Below are 18,646 nucleotides of genomic sequence, written 5' to 3' on the forward strand. Positions count from 1 at the left end.
TCGTCATCTCAGGAGGTAATCATCATGACCGCGATTCAGACCCGCCCAGCCCCTTTCAACACCAACTATGTACCCGCTGCCCGCTACCAGGCTCCGAACAACTTCGCCCCCGTGGGGCACCGCCGTCCGGTAGCCCAGTCGGCGCCGATGTGGGGCCAGCAGGCCCCCCGCCCGCAGCAATTCTCCACCGCCCCCTACACTCCTCTCCAGGGAGCAGGAGCCGCCTACCTCGAGCGCCCCAGGCTCCACACTTCGATCCCCATGCCGGTCGTCACCCTGCTCGCCGCGATCGTCATCATCATTGCCATCGCCGTCGGCTACTGGGCTGCCGCCTAGGCGCACCAGGTTCCGACATCAATGCTGCCTGTGGACCAATCAACGAAATCCCAAGGGCACGCATACTCTCTCGATCTCTCCATCCCTCTATCTCTCCATCTCTCTCACGAGGTCTCCCTCAATCAGCGCTGCTGAGAATGCCTGATCGCCCGCCTGCCAGTCGCTAGTGTGAGCACGTGGATTACGTCGATCACGAGGCTGTTGTTGCGGTGTACGTTGCCGGTTCGAGTGTCACTGGGGAAGCAGATCCTCATTCCGATCTCGATATCTATGTGCTGACCGATGGGCAAATTGACCTGTCCTGGCGTGAACAACTCATCGGCCCCCGCTTACCGCCCAGATATTCACTGGCCCCGGGCCACTTTGGTGATGGGGATGCGTGGGAGACAGACGCAGGAAAATTCGACGTGATGTTCTGGGAAGTGTCAGACACGATCGAGAACCTGCGAAGCATCCTTGACCACCATGTCCCACGACTGGGGTACACCACCGCGTTCTGGCACACCGTCCGCACCTGGCAAGAGCGCGGGCGCTCCGGGCGAAGCCCGGAGAAGCTGGCGGAACTGGAAGAACTTGCTGGTCGCGACTATCCGGACGCATTGGCACGAGCAATCGTGGATCACAATGCCGTACTCCTGCGTGGCGTGATGTTTTCCTTGGAGGAGCAACTCTCCGCAGCACAGGTGCGCCAGGATCCCGTTTCCATCCAGCATCGCACAACCGCCATCCTCGCAAGCTGGTTCGACATCGTCTTCGCTGTCAATAGGCGCACCCACCCGGGGGAGAAGAGGCTACTGAACCACCTGAAGAAACTACCCTCCCAGCCGCGCGATGCTGATCCAATGATCAGGGAGCTAGTCGCGAAACCCGACCGAGCAACAGAAACGTGCCGCCAGCTTCTTGACCAGCTATTCGACTGGCTCAGGGCAGAGGGATATCTACCGTCAACCGGGTAAGGTCCCGCGATGAATTAACCGATTAGACACGTCGGGGTTCCAGTTGTGGAACTGTTGAAATCGAGTGATGCGACACCCGAATGTTTAACGGGAGCCAGGGCTCTAGCCGGTGTTACTGGTAGAGATTGAGTAGGAATACGACCTGGTCGTCAAGAGCCTGCTGAATGACCTCGTTGCTGCCGTGAATGGTGAGGCCGTGGCCCGCCTCGTATTCGGTGAGGAGGAAGGGTTTGCGGGCCTTGTTGAGGCGTTTGGCGAGGTTCTCGCCATCGTCCTTCAGCAGGTCATCGCTTCCCGTTTGAATGAACACGGGCGGCATCTTCTTCACGAGTGCCAGATCGTAGGCGGGGCTGGCGAGCGGCTGGATCCGTGATTCCGGATCCGGGAAGTACGCATCCGCAGTGAAGGTCACGATCTTGGCGTAGAGCCGGTGGAGGAAACCGTCCTGCTCATCGTCGCCCTGCTGCTCTGCGATCGGGTTGCGGTTCGGGCGGCTCACGTCCGTCACGGGAGTGGTTGCGATCAGTCCTGCCAGTCCCATTCGCGTCTCGTGTGCCTGCTGGGCGACGTTGAGGGCGAGCTTCGCTCCCGTTCCCGTGCCGCCAACGGTGATCCGTTCGGGGTCCCATCCGTACCGGTCGGCATTTGCTCGGGCCCACTGGAGCACGTCAAAGCAGTCCTGCTCGGTCGTGGGGAACGTGACCTGGGGTGCGGCACGGAAGTGGGGAGTGAGAACGATGGCTCCGGTTTCGGATGCGAGGTAGCGGCTCACGTGCTCATCTTCCCGGACTGCTCTGCCGATCATGCCGCCACCGTGAAACTGAATGTGAAGGGGAGGGCGAGAATGTTCGTCACCGGATAGTGGAGCGATGCCGCGGGAAAGATACACGAGTGTGCTCATCGGCCCCGACCGCGTGGGGACGGTGAGCGTGGTTTCGTCAACCTGGTGGGTGGTGAGTGGGAAGGATGCAGCGCCGGTCATACGGCTACGAGTTTGGACGGACCACGCCAAAATCCAGCGGTCTGGTCGAAACTCGTTCATCCTACCTCCCTCACCTAGCGCCCTGTTTATGGCCAGCCGACGGGCCTACCACGACAGGTGAGCCACGCTAATAATTCTGTCACGAATCCCTGGGCTTAACCGTGAAGCTTAGCGGTGCGCTATCAGCTTTTTCGCAGGTAAACCGATTCCATCCGGTGATTCTCGCCCTTGCGGAGGATGACGGTTGCGCGGGAGCGGGTGGGCTCGACGTTGATGGAGAGGTTGGGGGCGTTAACGGTCGACCAGATCTTGTTCGCAATCTCTTTGGCTTGCTCGACGGACAGGTCGGCATAGCGGGAGAAATAGGACTGTGGATTGACGAACGCGGTCTGCTGCAGTTTGAGGAAACGCTTGACGTACCAGGAACGAATATCGTCGATATCGGCATCGACATAGATGGAGAAGTCGAAGTAGTCCGAGACTGCGGACAGTTGGCCGGTGGCATCGGGGCGGGGCGCCTGCAGCACGTTGAGGCCCTCGACAATGACAATGTCGCAGGCCTGCACCTGCTGCACGCGGTCGTCAACAATGTCGTAGGTGACGTGATCGTAATAGGGTACTTCTTGCGGGAAGCGGCCGGCCTTGACTGCCCTCATGAAGCGCAGGAGGGCGCGCCGATCGTACGATTCGGGAAAGCCCTTCCGGTTCATGATGCCGCGCTTTTCGAGGACGGCATTGGGGAACAGGAAACCGTCCGTAGTGACGAGCTCGACCTTGGGGGTGGAGGGCCAGCGTTGGAGGAGGCGCTGCAGGAGACGAGCTACGGAGGACTTGCCGACGGCAACGGACCCGGCAATCGCGATAACGAAAGGCGTGTGTTCTTCCGTGGTCTTGAGGAAGTCACTGACCCTCACGTGCCTTCTCAGTGCGGACTCGACATGCATCTGGATCAGAGCGGACAGCGGCCGGTACACGGCATCCACCTCCGCCATATCGATCGGGTCACCGAGGGACGACAGTTCGGTCACTTCGTGTGGAGTCAGCGGCAGAGGTGTGCTGGTTGCCAGTGACTCCCAGTGATCCCGCGTAAGATACAGGAAAGGATCCAGCGGGTTCGTAGCCGGGAATTGGGTCATGTTCTATAGTTTGTCATCTCGTCACCAAATCATCTGCGAGGAGCTAGAAGTATGTGCGGAATAGTCGGATATGTTGGGGCAGAAAACTCAACGCGTGCAGTTGACGTTGTTCTCGAGGGCCTGTCACGGCTCGAATATCGGGGATACGATTCGGCCGGTGTTGCCGTGACAACCGGGACAATATCCCAGGTCAAGAGGGCTGGTAAGCTCCAGAACCTCCTCGATGAGCTCGCCAGCAACCCGCTCCCGAACTCCGCCACCTCGATTGGGCACACCCGCTGGACAACTCACGGCGGACCGACGGATGAGAATGCTCACCCCCACCTCTCCTTCGACGGATCGATCTCCCTCGTGCACAACGGCATCATCGAAAACCATGCCGAACTCGCTCGTGAACTTGCCGAGCAGGGCATCGAACGCGTCACCCAGACCGACACGGAAGTTGTCGCCCACCACCTCGCCCTCTCCTACAAGAAGGAGGGCGACCTGACCAAGGCACTGCTCGCGACCGTGGCCGAGCTCGAAGGCTCATTCACGATCGTTGCCATCGCGGCAGACGCACCGGGCACGGTTGTGGCCGCCCGCCGCAACTCGCCCCTCGTTGTTGGTCTGGGCGATGGTGAGAACTTCGTCGGATCCGACGTGGCAGCATTCGTGGGGCAGACGAAGCGCGCGATCGAAATGGGACAGGACGAGCTCGTCACCATCACACCTGACTCCGTCACGATCCAGACCTTCGAGGGTGAACCCGTCGAACGCGACGAGTTCGAGATCAACTGGAACGCCGAAGCCGCGGTGAAGGGCGGATTCAACACGTTCATGGAGAAAGAAATCCACGACCAGCCCTCCGCCGTGCGCGACACGCTGCTGGGCCGCATGAGCGAATCCGGTTCCCTCATGCTCGACGAACTCCGCATCGACGAATCGATCCTCCGCAGGATCGACAAGATCATCGTCGTTGCCTGCGGCACGGCAGCCTACGCCGGCCACGTCGCCAAGTACGCGATCGAACACTGGTGCCGGATCCCGGTCGAAGTGGAGCTCGCCCACGAATTCCGCTATCGCGACCCCGTCGTATCCGAAAAGACCCTGGTCGTTGCCATCACCCAGTCCGGTGAAACGATGGATACGCTCATGGCGGTCCGTCACGCCCGCGACCAAGGCGCAAAGGTCCTTGCCATCGTCAACACGCACGGCTCCACCATCGCCCGCGAATCCGATGCCGTCCTCTACACGCATGCGGGACCGGAGGTTGCTGTCGCGTCAACAAAGGCCTTCGTCGCGCAGATCACCGCCACATACCTCCTGGGCCTCTACCTGGCCCAGCTGCGAGGCAACAAGTACTCGGACGAGGTCATCACCTACCTGGATGAGCTCATGGCCATGCCCGACAAGATCACTGCCGTCATCTCCCAAGAAGACGAGATCAAGGCGCTCGTTGCCAGCATGAAGGACGTCAAGACCGTTCTCTTCCTCGGCCGCCACGTCGGATACCCCGTCGCTCTCGAAGGAGCACTCAAGCTTAAGGAGCTCGCCTACATTCACGCGGAAGGCTTCGCGGCCGGCGAGCTCAAGCACGGCCCCATCGCCCTCGTGGAAGAAGACCAGCCCGTCTTCTTCATCGTCCCAACCCCGCGCAGGCCAGTCCTGCACGCCAAGGTCCTCTCGAACCTTCAGGAAGTGAAGGCCAGGGGTGCGCGCGTCCTCTGTATCGCCGAAGAAGGAGATACCGCGGTAGCGGAATACGCGGACACGGTGATCCGCATCCCCGAGACCCCGACGCTCCTTCATCCTCTCGTCTCGGTCGTTCCGCTCCAGATCTTCGCCTGCGCACTCGCAACCGAGAAGGGCCTGGACGTGGATCAGCCGAGGAACCTCGCCAAGTCCGTCACCGTGGAGTAACCATGCTGAGAGCCTTTCGTTCCGCAGAAGTCAGGGCAGCCGAGGAACCCCTCCTAGCGGAGGGTGTGCCGCTCATGGAGCGGGCCTCCTTTGCGCTCGCAACCGTGGTCGCTGACGAGCTCCGTGCCCGCGGGCACCTCGTCACCGGCTCCCACATCCTCGTCCTTGCGGGTGGGGGCAACAACGGGGGAGATGCACTACTTGCTGGAGCGTACCTGGCACGCCGCGGAGCCCGCGTCGATCTCGTAGTCCTGACCGACCACGCTCATGAGGAGGGCCTCGCCGCGGCCCGTGAGGCGGGATGCCGGATCGTGGCACCCGGAACCGAGGCTCTCATCAAGGCTGCCCGCTACGCTGGGGTCTGGATCGATGGGATCGTCGGTATCGGCATCACCCCACCCCTGCGCGAACCACTCGCGGGAGTGGTGGATCTGCTTGAGAACGAACGGCTCCGTTGCCCGGACGAACCAATCGTTGTAGCGGCCGACTGCCCCAGCGGCATCGGAGTCGACGACGGATCCCTATCGGGACCGCACCTAACCGCGACTGTGACGGTGACAATGGGAGCGGCGAAGCCCGGACTCCTCGCCCCACCAGCATCCCGCGTGTGCGGACGGGTCGAGATCATCGATCTTGGACTCGACCTTCCAGGTACCCCGGCTCTTGCGAGCCTGACGGGGGCGGATGTCGCGGATCTGCTGACCGTTCCCGGTCCCAACGACCACAAGTACACGCGCGGCGTTGTGCTTCTCGGAACCGGCTCCGAATCCTATCCGGGTGCCGCCATCTTGTCGGTGGGTGGTGCACTCGCGGCCGGCCCGGGCATGGTCCGTCTCGACTCGCCCGACACTGCCGGCCTCGTGCTCCGCAGCTACCCGGAGGTCGTCACTGGCCTTGGCAGGGCGCAGGCAACCGTTCTGGGTTCCGGTGTTCCCGCCACCGAGGCTGATCGCCTGCGGGCACCACTCGACCGGGCACTCGAAGAGAACCATCCGGTGGTGCTTGATGCTGGGGCTCTTGAACTACTCAAGGAGGACTACACCGACCTGCCCTCCACCGTGGTTCTTACCCCTCATGCTGGTGAACTTGCCGAACTCCTGTCCGCACGAGGTGAAGGGCTGACCCGGCGCGATGTCGAAGCCGCTCCCATCCGTGCCGCCCGCCTCGCGGCCACGGTCACGGGCGCGACGATCGTGCTCAAGGGGGCAACGGATCTTATTGCGGGGCCGGACGGCCCCGTCTATGCTCAGCCTGCACCTTCCCACTGGAAGGCGACCGCGGGAGCGGGGGACGTGTATGCGGGACTGCTCGGAACGCTTCTCGCCTCAATTGGGGACGAGGTGGCGCGGGCGGGCCGCGGTCACGGTAGGCCGGCCCTCATGGCGGCCGCAGCAAGTTGGATCCATTCGGAAGCGGCCGACTCCGCCCGTCCCATCAGGGCCACCGACATCATCGCCCGCATCCCCCACGCCATCGGCAAGGCCCTCCGTGGCTGAGCCCCGCCACACTACCCGTGTCGCAGTGGGGAGAGCACAAGTGAGCGGGAACGGGATTGTGAGAATCATGAGGGGAGACCGGTGAGCGGCGAAGGAGAGAACGGGACAATGTCAGGACCGGATGGTGGATACGGAGAGATGGTTGGCGGTGCCAGCATTGATCTTGATGCGCTCGAACAGAACTTCCGCCACCTGAAGTCGCTAACGAATGCGAAGATCGCCGCCATCGTCAAAGCGAACGGATACGGGCACGGCATGGCCGAGGTGTCGCGCCGCCTTGTCGAAGCCGGTGCCGACTACCTCGGCGTTGCACAGCTGTCCGAAGCCCTGTCCTTGCGCGAATGCGAGCCCGACATTCCGATCCTCACCTGGCTCTACGCACCGGGTACGGACCTGACGTATGCCATTCGGGCGAAGCTCGACATCTCCATCGGTGCCCCCTGGGCATTGGATGCCGTTCTCGAGGCCGCCCGCCTACTTGGTCAAACAGCCCGCGTGCACATCGAGGTGGATACGGGAATGTCCAGGGGCGGATTCGAACCGTCACGTATCGCGGAGGCCGGCGCCATACTTGCTCGTGCCGAAGCTGATGGCCTAGTGAGGGTCATTGGCGCGTGGTCGCATCTGGCGCGAGCCGATGAGCCGGACAGTTCCGAGACGGGTCGTCAACTCGCTGCCTACCGGGAAGCGCTGGATGTTTTGGAAGGGACTGGAGTGGTGCCAGAAATCAGGCACCTGGCCAACACGGCCGGGCTCCTGTGGCATCCCGAGACCCACTTTGACATGGTGCGTCCCGGCGTCGGGCTCTTCGGACTCAGCCCCAACCCCAATGTCGAAACAGCGGATGAGCTTGGGCTTGTCCCGGTCATGACTCTCACCTCCCGCATCGTCGCCACCCGCAAAGTACCTGCCGGCACCGGGGTCTCCTATGGGCACACGGACATCACCGACCGCACCACGCGGCTCGGGACAGTGCCGCTTGGCTACGCGGATGGGATTCCGCGTTCCGCATCATCACTCGGCCCGGTCACTGTTGTCGGGATCCGGACCCACGTCGTGGGCAGGGTCTGCATGGACCAGGTTGTGATCGAACTGCCCGATGGGGTGGAGGTTGGTGATGAGGTGATCTTTTACGGTCAGGGCGGTGCGAGCGCGGATGAATGGGCGGATCTTGCCGGCACGATTGGGTACGAAATCACAACCCGTCTCGGCAGGCACGTTCCACGCACGTATCGGGGTAAAGTAGGGCACTGACAGGAGGACGGCATGGAACTAGTGGCACGCGACGCGGACGACATGCGCGCGATTGGGAAGTCGATCGCGGCGCACGTGGAGGCCGGCTCCCTCATTATGCTCTCCGGACCGCTCGGTGCAGGGAAGACCACGTTCGTCCAGGGCCTTGCCGACGGGCTTGGGGTGACCGGCAGGGTCACGTCACCCACGTTCGTTATTTCCCACGTTCACCGGGGCAATCCCGACCTTGTGCACGTGGATGCCTACCGCCTGGAGAACCTGGACGACGTTGACGCCCTTGACCTCGACACGTCCCTGGACGAGTCCGTCACGGTGATCGAATGGGGTAAGGGCAAGACCGACGGCCTGTCCGATGACAGGCTGGAAATCGATATTGTCCGCTCCACGGGAGCGGACACGGGTGAAGAACCGGAAGACCTGCTCGACGACAGCCCTAGGACCCTGACGATCAGGGGCACTGGGGTTAAGTCCCGTGCGCTCGTGGAAAAACTGGGATCCTAGTGCGTTCCGTTCTCGTCGTCTTCTCGATGCTGCTCGTGCTCTTAGGGGCAGCGGGCGTAGCCCTGACCGACTCTGCCAAAGAGTGGTACGACACTGAAGGGCAAGCAACACTGCAGTCTTTCGCGGGCAGCATGTTCCCCGAATTGAGCGAACAGGAGCTCGAAGAGCTCGTCATTAGGGAACCCGTTGCCGCAGTGTCTATACCGGAAGACTCCAGCGACCCGCGCCGGGTGGAAACGGAACCCGAATACTTCGCCGCCCCCGTCACCTCCGACGACACCCCCGTCGGGGTCCTCACCTACCACGAGACCGAAATAACCAGCGAGGGAGCTGTCGTTGCCGACACGTACCTGGCTGAACGCATTCACTCACTCGAGGAGGGCGACACACTCCTGTATGACGCAAAATACGGGAGCTTTTTCATTCTCCGGGACGAACAAATCATCCCCGCGAACACCGACGCTCTCGAATACTTGGCGGGATCAACGACACTGAGCTCGTATCTGGACTGGCGAAAATCTCTCGCGGATGAAGGCCCGATCCTGGGCGATGAGCCGTCGCAACGGAACTATACGCCGGTCACCATTGCAGGAATCGTCCTCACCCTCTTCCTCACACTCACCCTCATCTTCACCTGGCTACGGCACTCACCCCACGCCCCGCAGCATTTCTAAATCCGTGACAGAAACATTAGGCCCGTCCGCTTCTACCGCCGAGGAGGCAACCGTGTTAACGCTGACGATTGATACATCCACCGTTTCCGTCATCGCACTCGTCGACCAGGATGCCGAGGTTCGCAGAAGCCCCGACAGCCGTCACCACGCAGAAACCCTCGCCCCCCTCATCAACGAACTCGTCGGCGACCGCACACCCGACCGCATAGTTGCCGGCACCGGCCCGGCCGCATTCACCGGCCTGAGAGCAGGGCTCGTCACCGCACGCGCACTCGCCAGGGCATGGAACATCCCCCTCATCGGTATCGGCTCCCTCGACATCCTCGGACGCTCCGGACTCGACAGAGTCGGCAAGAGTGGCACTCCGAATTCCCCGGTGATTGCCGTGGGAGACGCTCGGCGCAAGGAAGTCTACGCACAGGTTGTCACCGCGCGCGGCAACGACGATCTCGACATTCCCTGGGGTCCCGAGGTTCTCACCCCGCAGGCGCTCGCCGAACGCTACCCGGACGCAACCTTTGTTGGACCAGGGGCCGTTCTGTACAGCGACATCCTGAAAGGCGCCGTCAACGAAGAGATCGACCCTCTCGTCATGGTGCGCCTTGCCAACTCACGGCTCGCACGCGTTGACTCCGGTGAAGAACTCGATCTCGGTACGGAACCCCTCTACCTGCGCCGGCCCGACATTCACGGAGCATGAGACTCCTCGGCCCGGCCGACACGGAAGCCTTTGCCCAGCTCGATCTTGACATCTTTGGTGTAGAGGCATGGCCGGCAGGAGTGATTGCCGAACAACTCGCCACCAATCGCATCGTCGCCTACGGCGTTGACTCAACGAGTAGTTCTCCAGGCGAGGACGGCACTGGCACGGTGATTGAGGGGGGAGCGGGCAGGCTCGATGCGGCGGCAATTCTGGCCCTCGGGATTGAAGCTGAACTCTTGACAATCTCGGTACGTCCCGAACGCAGGCGCGAGGGTCTCGCCACCCGCCTCATTACCCAGCTCCTCACCCATGCCGGCAAAGCAGAGGCATGCTTTCTAGAAGTGAGAGCAAGTGACCGGGGTGCGCGCTCCCTGTACGAGGGGCTCGGCTTTGTCGAGGTGGGGCGCAGAAAGCGCTATTACCGCGATGACGATGCCGTGGTCATGCGAAAAGAATTACGCAAGCATTTAGGAAACACAGATCTCGCTTAAGACCTGGATCACATTTATTGGATGTATTCCATCTATGTGCGCATCCATAATCTATCCCAATGATAGTGTTTCGTGGGTTTGGGTGAATTTTGCGCGAGTGGCGGGCGAATAGTTTGCAGACTCGGGGGACAAGCTGGGACGGAAATCGCAAAATGGACATGTGTCGAGGGCTACGATGTGATGTATGGCAACCTCTACGACGACAGCGCCAAAGAAGGTAGGAAAGCTGTCAACCTCCGTGGGTCTGAAGATCCAGATGGCGGTCAGCGGGCTCATCTTTGTGCTCTTTGTTTTATTCCACATGTACGGCAACCTCAAGATGTTCAACGGGCCGGAAGCGTACAACGGATACGCGCAGTTCCTGCGCGACGTTGGCTATCCGATCGTTCCTCACGGGAGCGTGCTCTGGATTCTTCGCATCATCCTGCTGGTAGCGCTGGTGCTACACGCACGGGCAGCGATCATCCTGTGGCGCCGCGGCAAAGCCGCACGCGGCCCCAACCAGTACAAGGTGAAGCGTGGCAAGAAGAACCAGCAGACCTATGCGTCAAGGACGATGCGCTGGGGCGGCATTATTCTTCTGCTCTTCATCGTGTGGCACCTCCTGCAGTTCACGACCCTGACCATCTCCGTTGGCGCTGATGACTATTCGGCACTCACCCCCTACGACCGCATGATTGCTGGCTTCCAGCCAGAAGTGTGGTGGGGTTACGCGATCTATCTGATCGCCATCCTTGCCCTCTGCCTCCACATCAGGCACGGAGCATGGTCCGCCCTGCAGACCCTCGGTTGGAGCAACAGGCACCGCGAGCCTGTCTTCCACGGCATCGCCATTGTCATCGCCGCCATTATCTTCATCGGCTTCATGGCTCCCCCGACCGCCATTCTCTTCGGCCTCATCCCGTGAACGGAACTAGTGACATGACTGAACTTATTGATGGCCTCTACCGCGAAGGCGAACCAATCGCGGACACGAAGGCGCCGGCCGGCCCACTCGAGAAGAAGTGGGAGACCCGCAAGTTCGAAGCCAAGCTCGTGAACCCCACGAACAGGCGCAGGATGCACATCATCATGGTGGGCACCGGCCTCGCCGGAGCATCGGCAGCCGCATCGCTCGGTGAAATGGGCTACCAGGTGAGCGCGTTCTATTACCAGGACTCGGCACGCCGCGCCCACTCCATTGCCGCCCAGGGCGGCATCAACGCTGCGAAGAACTACCGCAACGACAACGACTCGACGTTCCGGCTCTTCTATGACACGGTCAAGGGAGGCGACTACCGTTCACGCGAATCCAACGTGTACCGCCTCGCCGAGGTCTCCGAATCGATCATCGACCAGTGCGTGGCCCAGGGCGTGCCCTTCGCCCGCGAATACGGTGGCCTGCTGGATAACCGCTCCTTTGGTGGTGTCCAGGTTTCCCGCACGTTCTATGCTCGCGGCCAGACAGGCCAGCAGCTCCTCATCGGCGCCTACCAGGCGCTCGAACGCCAGGTCGCGGCCGGCACGGTCAAGACCTACGCACGCCACGAAATGGTTGAGCTCATCGTTGTTGGTGGCAAGGCCCGCGGCATCGTCACCCGCGACATGGTGACTGGCAAGATCGAAACCCACCTCGCTGACGCGGTCGTGCTCGGCACGGGCGGCTACGGCAACGTGTTCTTTCTGTCCACGAACGCCATGGGTTGCAATGCTTCGGCCGTGTGGCGCGCACACCGCAAGGGCGCCTACTTCGCGAATCCCTGCTACACGCAGATCCACCCCACCTGCATCCCCCAGGCCGGCGAATACCAGTCGAAGCTGACCCTCATGTCCGAGTCGCTCCGAAACGACGGCCGGATCTGGGTGCCGAAGAAGAAGGAAGACTGCGAGAAGGATCCCCGCCAGATCCCCGAAGAGGATCGCGACTACTACCTGGAACGCATCTACCCGGCCTTCGGTAACCTCGTGCCCCGTGACATTGCCTCCCGCCAGGCAAAGAACATGTGTGACGAGGGGCGTGGCGTGGGACCAAAGATCGACGGTGAAGCACGCGGCGTATACCTCGACTTCGCCGAAGCGATCGAACGTCTCGGCAAGGACACGGTCTCTGCCAAGTACGGCAACCTGTTCGACATGTACCAGCGGATCACCGGTGAGAATCCGTACGAAGTTCCCATGCGCATCTACCCCGCCGTGCACTACACGATGGGTGGGATCTGGGTCGACTACGATCTCCAGTCCACCATCCCCGGGCTCTTCGTCACGGGTGAAGCAAACTTCTCCGACCACGGAGCGAACCGCCTCGGAGCCTCGGCTCTCATGCAGGGCCTGGCCGATGGCTACTTCGTTCTGCCCAACACGATCAACGACTACCTGGCCGGAGCGCCCTTCGAGGACGTATCGAACGCCCCCGAGGTCGCCGAGACCCTCAAGAGCGTCGAAGACCGCATCAACACCCTCATGAGCATCAACGGCACCCGTTCCGTGGATTCATTCCACAAGGAACTGGGCCACATTATGTGGGAAAAGTGCGGCATGGAACGCACCGAAGAAGGATTGCGCGAAGCAATCACCGAGATCCGTGCCCTGCGCGAAGAATTCTGGACCAACGTCAAGGTTCCCGGTAGCGCAGCGGATCTCAATCAGTCCCTCGAGAAGGCCGGCCGCGTTGCCGACTTCCTTGAACTGGGTGAACTCATGTGCATTGATGCGCTCCACCGCAGGGAATCCTGTGGCGGACACTTCCGTGCCGAGTCACGCACCGAAGAGGGCGAGGCCCTCCGACACGACGACGAATTCGCCTATGTTGGAGCGTGGGAGTGGGGCGACGACAACCAGCCACCTACCCTCCACAAAGAGGACCTCGTGTACGAATTTGTCGAAATGAAGCAGCGGAGCTACAAGTGAGAATTACACTCGAATACTGGCGTCAGAACGGACCTGCAGATCCCGGTCGCTTTGAAACCCGGGCGGTCAATGTTGACGAACACTCGTCCTTCCTGGAAATGCTGGACGTCCTCAACGAGGAACTGTTTGCCGAAGGACTCGAACCCGTTGCCTTCGACTCGGACTGTCGCGAAGGCATCTGCGGCCAGTGCGGCCTCGTCATCAACGGCGACCCGCACGGACCCGAAGTCACCACCACCTGCCAGCTGCACATGCGCAGCTTCAAGGATGGCGACAAGATCACGATCGAACCCTGGCGTTCCACGGCCTTCCCGGTACTCAAGGACCTAATCGTCGACCGCTCCGCCTTCGATCGCATCATCCAGGCCGGCGGCTACATCTCGGTTAATACCGGTGCGGCCCCCGATGCTCACGCACAGCCTGTCCCGAAGACCAACGCCGACCTCGCCTTCGAGGCCGCCGCCTGCATCGGATGCGGCGCCTGCGTGGCAGCCTGCCCCAACGGCTCAGGCATGCTCTTCACCGCAGCCAAGGTCGTTCACCTCGGCCTGCTCCCGCAGGGACAGCCCGAACGTGACGAGCGCGCACTCAACATGGTGCGTCAGCACGATGCTGAAGGCTTTGGTGGATGCACGAACATTGGTGAATGCCAGGCGGCCTGCCCGAAGGGCATCCCGATTGAGTTCATTTCCATGCTCAACAAGGACCTGCGCACCGGAGCCGCAATCTAGCCCGGTTGCACACCCTTAACCACGGAAGGCCCGCACATTGTTATCAAGGTGCGGGCCTTACCAGTACCGACACGAGTTCTCCCAGCCCCTCACAACCGGTATTTGGATACTTGTTTCTCAGAACCGCAGTGGCCGAATCCTTGGATGAGCCGCGAGACTGTACCGAATGCGGTGCGGGTGTGAGTATGAACCCCGTAGGTCCAATGCGAATTTGCATGGAATCGGCGGGTGTTAGTTGAATCAAGGAAAACCGTGATCCCTAGGATGCTGCTTTCTCGTGCACTAGACTGGCTTCTCGTGGCTGAACCCTTGATTCTTGGTATTGAAACATCGTGCGACGAGACCGGCATCGCCCTCGTACGCGGATACGACCTGCTGACCGATGTGACGGCGTCGTCGATGGACGAGCACGCTCGATACGGCGGGATCATCCCCGAGATTGCGTCCCGTGCCCACCTCGAATCGTTTGTTCCCACGCTCGATGCGACCCTCGAGAAGGCAGGCGCCGAGCTTGCGGAGGTGGACGCAATCGCGGTCACGGCGGGTCCCGGCCTTGTTGGTTCGCTCACCGTTGGAGTGTCTGCTGCCAAGGCCCTTGCTCTTGCACTGGGGAAGCCCCTGTACGGCGTCAATCACATCATTGGTCATATCGCTGTCGATGAACTTGTCAACGGCCCGATCCCGGACAACTCCGTGGGGCTTGTCGTTTCGGGGGGCCACTCGTCACTCCTGCGCATCGGCAACATCGCGACCGACGTGGAAGAGCTCGGATCAACGTTGGATGATGCTGCGGGTGAAGCCTTCGATAAGATCGGCCGCATCCTCGGCCTGCCCTACCCGGGTGGCCCTCACATTGATCGTCTCTCCAAGGAGGGTGATCGTACCGCGATCCGCTTCCCGCGCGGTCTCGTTGGTGGCAGGAACAAGGAGAAGCACCAGTACGACTTCTCGTTCTCTGGGCTCAAGACGGCGGTTGCTCGCTTCATTGAGGGCCTGGAGGAATCGGGTGCAGCAGTGCCGGTTGCGGACATTGCCGCCGGATTTTCCGAATCTGTTGCCGATGTGCTATCGGCAAAGGCCATCGCTGCCTGTGAGAAGCAGGGGACCGATACTCTCGTCATCGGTGGAGGATTCTCCGCCAACTCCCGCCTGCGTGAACTCGTCGCAGAGCGCGCCGAGAAGGCGGGCGTGACCGTCCGTATCCCACCGATCCGCTACTGCACCGACAATGGTGCCATGATCGCAGCGCTCGGCTCAGCCCTCGTACGAGCTGGGGTTGCCCCCTCATCCCTCGACATCACGGTCGATACTGGGATGCCGATGGAGCTCATCAGGGCATAGTCGGCCACAGGGCCCCGCATATTCTCTAAGTACTGGTAAGTTACCGGTAGCGTCCACCCAAAGATTCCCGGAATCGCGCCGTGGTCCAGGGGCGGTGCCCTAACGGGATGTCCCCAAGTAGTTAGCTTAAATTTTTTAATGCTGCGGTAGCCGGTTGACGAGCAGGGCGTGCCGTCCAGTGACAAGCGGGGTAAGGATCACCGTGGCTGACTCAGTCCCCGAGAGTTTGAGGCGTTTCCGAAGAGTCTCCGGGGTGATATCGACCCCGCGCTTCTTAATTTCTAGCGAACCAATATTTCGTGATTTCAATTCACGAGCCAGTTTCTTTTCCTGAAGGGGAAGAACATCCTTCACCTGGAAGGCATCGAGAAAAGGTGAGGTGATGGGGGAGTTGCCGGTGAGGTAGGCGATCCCCGGTGCGACCGGGGCAAGATCATACTTTTCGCACAGGAGGGCGATACCTCCCGAACGGATGATGGCCGGATCGGGTTCAAACACGTACTCACCAAGCGGCGCGGGATCAACCATGGTGACGGGACCGTTCGGGGGTCCAGGAACAACGAGTTGCCCACCATCCAGAAGGGTTGCCACTCGTGCTGGTTCACCGGTCCCCAACCAGATGATTGCCTCGATCAGGTCCCTGCCAAGCGACAGCCATTCGACTCTGGAATCTGATGGCAGGTGGGCGTGATCAATGCCGGGGGCAACCTTGATCCCTGCGACTTTGACTCCACGAGCGGCCCGAACTACTGAGGACAGGGCCGGCATCCACTCCTCAGGATTAGAGATCCGACCCTTGGCGCCACGGCGTGCGGGGTCCGCCCACATCCCATCCTCATCGATATCGGCCAAACCATCAGCCACGTCAATGCGAACGTTCTTGAAGTCAGCCAGATTGTGGCGAGCAAGACGTGCTCTTTCATTATCCAGTTCGCGGGCGGTGACGGTCAGTCCAGCGCTAGCAAAGGCAGTCGTGTCGGCACCGATGCCGCACCCAATCTCCCGAAGCGATTGCACTCCAGCATCGAGAAAAATCCGAGCATGGTGCGCTGCTGCCTCCGGCCGGCTTGCCTGCTCGAGAGCATCGCTGGTGAAAAGCATTTTCGAAGCGCGATCACCAAACTTCGGCACAGCCTTCTCTCGCAGGCGTGCCTGCGTCAGAGCCTGAGAGATGATCTCGGGCTGCCACCCGTCCTTGCGGAGTGAGTTCGTCAGGGAAAAGACCTCATCCTCCCGGTAGGGAGGTAGCTGATCCAGGAGATGAAGGACATCCGCGTGTAGTGGAGAAGGCACCACACCATAGTGCCAGATCGAAATCATTACACCTGCGTAGCGGGGGATAAGACTCGCGGTCTTTGTGGGCGGGGCAAATGAAGGCAGTGAATCTACGCGTAAGCTCCCCTTCCCACCTGCGTGGAATGCGGCCTTGCCGTAGGGTTTCGCCCATGACTGAGTCAACTGATGAACATGGGGGAGTGGATCCACCATTTGATGCGGGGGAGTGGGAGATACTCGTGGGTAGAGCTTTCTTCGCGGCACAATCGCCATGAAGACCGCCAGTCTGTCTGATGATCGGTTGAGACAGCGACAAGACCAAGCGAGATAACACTGGGTGGGATGCTCAAGCACCTCACCTTGGTAGAACGACAGTGGTTCTCTGACTGTCTTGCCGGGGAGGTCTACGGACAGCCGCGGGAGAGTGTCGACTGTGATGCTGACAACGACTGGGATTGGCACAGTGCGGGCGAAGACTCGGGTGAGACATTGCGCTCGGAGTGGCATCAGGCCACTGCAGACTCTGACTAACTGTGCCAAGGAAGCTTATTCGGCTGAAGGAATGGATGCGCTCGCGAAGCACCAGTGCAAGAAAGGTGTGGTTTTCGGCTTCACTGGATCATGGTTCACATGATCGAAGAGTACGGCAGGCTCTGCGGCCACGCTGCTCTCATCCGAGAGTCCATCGACTGTCAAACCGGCGAATAAGAGGCGGATCTGAGGTTGTGAATCGCTTCTTTGCGGCGGTGCGTATGGCATCAACTCGCTCATCGTGAACAATTGGCACTCGAGTTGACCGAGTGCTAACTACTCTTTATTCTATGTAGCAGACGTGGTTCGCCACGCACACGTTTCTTCCGGCCCCCGCGACGGCGGACAGAGGCGTTGTCCAATCCGTTTAGATAGGAAAAGGAGGGGTCCGCGTGTCGGTCTCCATTAAGCCTCTCGAGGATCGCATCGTCATCACCCAGTTGGAAGCTGAGACGACCACTGCCTCGGGTCTCGTTCTCCCCGATACCGCAACCGAGAAGCCCCAGGAGGGCAAGGTTGTCGCCGTTGGACCTGGTCGCATTGACGACAAGGGTAACCGCGTTCCCGTCGATGTAGCCGTCGGCGACGTAGTCATTTACTCCAAGTACGGTGGCACCGAAGTGAAGTACGCAGGCGAGGAATACCTCATCCTCTCCACCCGCGACGTGCTCGCTGTCGTCGAGAAGTAACCCGATAAGAAGTACTAAAGCCTGTGAAGGGGCGGCCGAAAGGTCGCCCCTTCAGTCATGTTTGTCTGCCATTGCACTAATCAACCATTTCGATGACTGGGATTTCGGAAGTGTGAAGCGGGACACGAGAGTCAGGCAACGCGGAGAGTCCTTCGGTTGTCCCTGAGATCTTTATGGGATGGTTCGATTCTCTATGGGGAATCTGATTGTTTGTCGACTATTCGTGAGCGGCCGGGACGACACGGGGCCGGTACCTCATGAGTACCGACCCCGAACAATTCTGTGGAATGAACTTATGAGACCCTTTTGATGCGCTGAGCGGCAATGATGGCGTGGCGTTCTTCTTCACTCATGCCACCCCACACCCCATAAGGCTCCTGAGTGGCAAGTGCGTGCTTCCTGCACAGCTCCAACACCGGGCAGCGTGCACAAACCCTCTTTGCGGCCTCAGCTCGGCGACGCCGTGGTCCACCACGTTCTCCCTCCGGATGGAAAAAATGATTGGGATCCATTGAACGGCACAGCCCGTCCAGCTGCCACTCCCAATGATCTGAATTTGGTCCGGGAAGTCGATGGATGTCAGCCACTGAGCTTGCACCTCTTCCTAGGGGTATCGGTCGCATTGCCGCCTGCCAAAAACCGGCGGCAATAAAAAAGAAACCGTTGGTATTTCAACGGTTGTGATTACTGTTCCATTTTTGACCGGCCCGGAATTGAAGTCAACAATATTCACCTGAATCGGGTGGGGAGTGGTTCCCAGAG

The 18,646-nt window shown here is 60.6% G+C and carries 18 protein-coding genes and 1 pseudogene; 15 read left to right on the forward strand and 4 right to left on the reverse strand.

The genetic code is table 11. The features are described 5' to 3' along the window. The first annotated feature begins 24 nt into the window (after nucleotides 1-24). Nucleotides 25-336 carry a hypothetical protein gene (locus tag BN1241_RS09375; RefSeq protein ID WP_054953336.1) on the forward strand — a complete coding sequence of 104 codons (312 nt, stop codon included), beginning with the start codon at nucleotides 25-27 and terminating at the stop codon, nucleotides 334-336. Between the two features lie 176 nt (nucleotides 337-512). After that, nucleotides 513-1,292 (forward strand): nucleotidyltransferase domain-containing protein, encoded by a 780-nt coding sequence (locus BN1241_RS09380; RefSeq protein ID WP_054953337.1) that lies wholly within the window; start codon nucleotides 513-515, stop codon nucleotides 1,290-1,292. A gap of 112 nt (nucleotides 1,293-1,404) precedes the next feature. Here BN1241_RS09380 and BN1241_RS09385 read toward each other — a convergent pair whose 3' ends face one another. Next, nucleotides 1,405-2,334: an alpha/beta hydrolase fold domain-containing protein gene (locus BN1241_RS09385; RefSeq protein ID WP_082418298.1), complete on the reverse strand. Its 930-nt coding sequence runs from the start codon at nucleotides 2,332-2,334 to the stop codon at nucleotides 1,405-1,407. Between the two features lie 122 nt (nucleotides 2,335-2,456). Then, a complete protein-coding gene (gene coaA / locus BN1241_RS09390) occupies nucleotides 2,457-3,410 on the reverse strand; it encodes a type I pantothenate kinase (RefSeq protein WP_054953339.1) in 954 nt (317 codons plus the stop codon). Between the two features lie 51 nt (nucleotides 3,411-3,461). Here coaA and glmS point away from each other — a divergent pair, with 51 nt between their 5' ends. The 11 genes from glmS (at nucleotide 3,462) to tsaD (ending at nucleotide 15,389) form a co-directional block, all read left to right on the forward strand. Beyond that, entirely contained in the window at nucleotides 3,462-5,312 is a 1,851-nt protein-coding gene (gene glmS / locus BN1241_RS09395) for a glutamine--fructose-6-phosphate transaminase (isomerizing) (RefSeq protein WP_054953340.1), read from the forward strand. Nucleotides 5,313-5,314: 2 nt separating this feature from the next. Next, a complete protein-coding gene (locus tag BN1241_RS09400; RefSeq protein WP_054953341.1) occupies nucleotides 5,315-6,808 on the forward strand; it encodes an NAD(P)H-hydrate epimerase in 1,494 nt (497 codons plus the stop codon). Between the two features lie 81 nt (nucleotides 6,809-6,889). Then, the gene (gene alr, locus BN1241_RS09405; RefSeq protein WP_147599382.1) at nucleotides 6,890-8,062 is read left to right on the forward strand and encodes an alanine racemase; all 1,173 of its coding nucleotides are present in this window, start codon (nucleotides 6,890-6,892) and stop codon (nucleotides 8,060-8,062) included. 12 nt (nucleotides 8,063-8,074) lie between these two features. Further along, nucleotides 8,075-8,563 (forward strand): tRNA (adenosine(37)-N6)-threonylcarbamoyltransferase complex ATPase subunit type 1 TsaE, encoded by a 489-nt coding sequence (gene tsaE / locus BN1241_RS09410; RefSeq protein ID WP_054953343.1) that lies wholly within the window; start codon nucleotides 8,075-8,077, stop codon nucleotides 8,561-8,563. Continuing rightward, a complete protein-coding gene (locus BN1241_RS13035) occupies nucleotides 8,563-9,237 on the forward strand; it encodes a hypothetical protein (protein ID WP_054953344.1) in 675 nt (224 codons plus the stop codon). Before tsaE ends, BN1241_RS13035 begins: the two co-directional genes overlap by 1 nt. A 4-nt stretch (nucleotides 9,238-9,241) precedes the next feature. After that, nucleotides 9,242-9,937 carry a tRNA (adenosine(37)-N6)-threonylcarbamoyltransferase complex dimerization subunit type 1 TsaB gene (tsaB, locus tag BN1241_RS09420; RefSeq protein ID WP_187117625.1) on the forward strand — a complete coding sequence of 232 codons (696 nt, stop codon included), beginning with the start codon at nucleotides 9,242-9,244 and terminating at the stop codon, nucleotides 9,935-9,937. Further along, complete coding sequence (locus BN1241_RS09425) at nucleotides 9,934-10,431, forward strand: GNAT family N-acetyltransferase (protein WP_054953346.1); 498 nt, start codon at nucleotides 9,934-9,936, stop codon at nucleotides 10,429-10,431. The genes tsaB and BN1241_RS09425 overlap by 4 nt, the downstream gene beginning before the upstream one ends. Nucleotides 10,432-10,615: 184 nt before the next feature. Then, a complete protein-coding gene (locus tag BN1241_RS09430; RefSeq protein WP_054953347.1) occupies nucleotides 10,616-11,338 on the forward strand; it encodes a succinate dehydrogenase cytochrome b subunit in 723 nt (240 codons plus the stop codon). A gap of 14 nt (nucleotides 11,339-11,352) precedes the next feature. After that, entirely contained in the window at nucleotides 11,353-13,317 is a 1,965-nt protein-coding gene (locus BN1241_RS09435) for a fumarate reductase/succinate dehydrogenase flavoprotein subunit (protein WP_054953348.1), read from the forward strand. Next, complete coding sequence (locus tag BN1241_RS09440) at nucleotides 13,314-14,048, forward strand: succinate dehydrogenase/fumarate reductase iron-sulfur subunit (protein ID WP_054953349.1); 735 nt, start codon at nucleotides 13,314-13,316, stop codon at nucleotides 14,046-14,048. Before BN1241_RS09435 ends, BN1241_RS09440 begins: the two co-directional genes overlap by 4 nt. A gap of 297 nt (nucleotides 14,049-14,345) precedes the next feature. Continuing rightward, a complete protein-coding gene (gene tsaD, locus BN1241_RS09445; RefSeq protein WP_054953870.1) occupies nucleotides 14,346-15,389 on the forward strand; it encodes a tRNA (adenosine(37)-N6)-threonylcarbamoyltransferase complex transferase subunit TsaD in 1,044 nt (347 codons plus the stop codon). A gap of 135 nt (nucleotides 15,390-15,524) precedes the next feature. Here the strand turns inward: tsaD and BN1241_RS09450 are convergent, their stop codons facing one another. Then, nucleotides 15,525-16,682, reverse strand: coding sequence for a class I SAM-dependent methyltransferase (locus BN1241_RS09450; RefSeq protein WP_147599386.1), 1,158 nt, complete (start codon nucleotides 16,680-16,682; stop codon nucleotides 15,525-15,527). 300 nt (nucleotides 16,683-16,982) lie between these two features. Here BN1241_RS09450 and BN1241_RS13630 point away from each other — a divergent pair. Both BN1241_RS13630 and groES read left to right on the forward strand, forming a co-directional pair. Further along, a pseudogene (locus tag BN1241_RS13630) lies at nucleotides 16,983-17,372 on the forward strand (mycothiol transferase); the annotation flags it as partial. Nucleotides 17,373-17,587: 215 nt separating this feature from the next. Continuing rightward, a complete protein-coding gene (gene groES / locus BN1241_RS09460; protein WP_054953352.1) occupies nucleotides 17,588-17,884 on the forward strand; it encodes a co-chaperone GroES in 297 nt (98 codons plus the stop codon). A 293-nt stretch (nucleotides 17,885-18,177) separates the two neighbouring features. Here the strand turns inward: groES and BN1241_RS09465 are convergent, their stop codons facing one another. Continuing rightward, nucleotides 18,178-18,471: a WhiB family transcriptional regulator gene (locus BN1241_RS09465; RefSeq protein ID WP_077138344.1), complete on the reverse strand. Its 294-nt coding sequence runs from the start codon at nucleotides 18,469-18,471 to the stop codon at nucleotides 18,178-18,180. Between the last annotated feature and the right edge of the window lie 175 nt (nucleotides 18,472-18,646).

Source organism: Flaviflexus massiliensis (assembly GCF_001375495.1).
Classification (GTDB): Bacteria; Actinomycetota; Actinomycetes; order Actinomycetales; family Actinomycetaceae; genus Flaviflexus; species Flaviflexus massiliensis.

Bases quoted from the DNA above. Each gene is read 5' to 3' on its own strand.
- BN1241_RS09375 (WP_054953336.1), top strand. From the start codon at position 25: ATGACCGCGATTCAGACCCGCCCAGCCCCTTTCAACACCAACTATGTA.
- BN1241_RS09385 (WP_082418298.1), bottom strand. From the start codon at position 2,334: ATGAACGAGTTTCGACCAGACCGCTGGATTTTGGCGTGGTCCGTCCAA.
- coaA (WP_054953339.1), bottom strand. From the start codon at position 3,410: ATGACCCAATTCCCGGCTACGAACCCGCTGGATCCTTTCCTGTATCTT.
- glmS (WP_054953340.1), top strand. From the start codon at position 3,462: ATGTGCGGAATAGTCGGATATGTTGGGGCAGAAAACTCAACGCGTGCA.
- BN1241_RS09400 (WP_054953341.1), top strand. From the start codon at position 5,315: ATGCTGAGAGCCTTTCGTTCCGCAGAAGTCAGGGCAGCCGAGGAACCC.
- tsaE (WP_054953343.1), top strand. From the start codon at position 8,075: ATGGAACTAGTGGCACGCGACGCGGACGACATGCGCGCGATTGGGAAG.
- BN1241_RS09425 (WP_054953346.1), top strand. From the start codon at position 9,934: ATGAGACTCCTCGGCCCGGCCGACACGGAAGCCTTTGCCCAGCTCGAT.
- BN1241_RS09430 (WP_054953347.1), top strand. From the start codon at position 10,616: ATGGCAACCTCTACGACGACAGCGCCAAAGAAGGTAGGAAAGCTGTCA.
- BN1241_RS09435 (WP_054953348.1), top strand. From the start codon at position 11,353: ATGACTGAACTTATTGATGGCCTCTACCGCGAAGGCGAACCAATCGCG.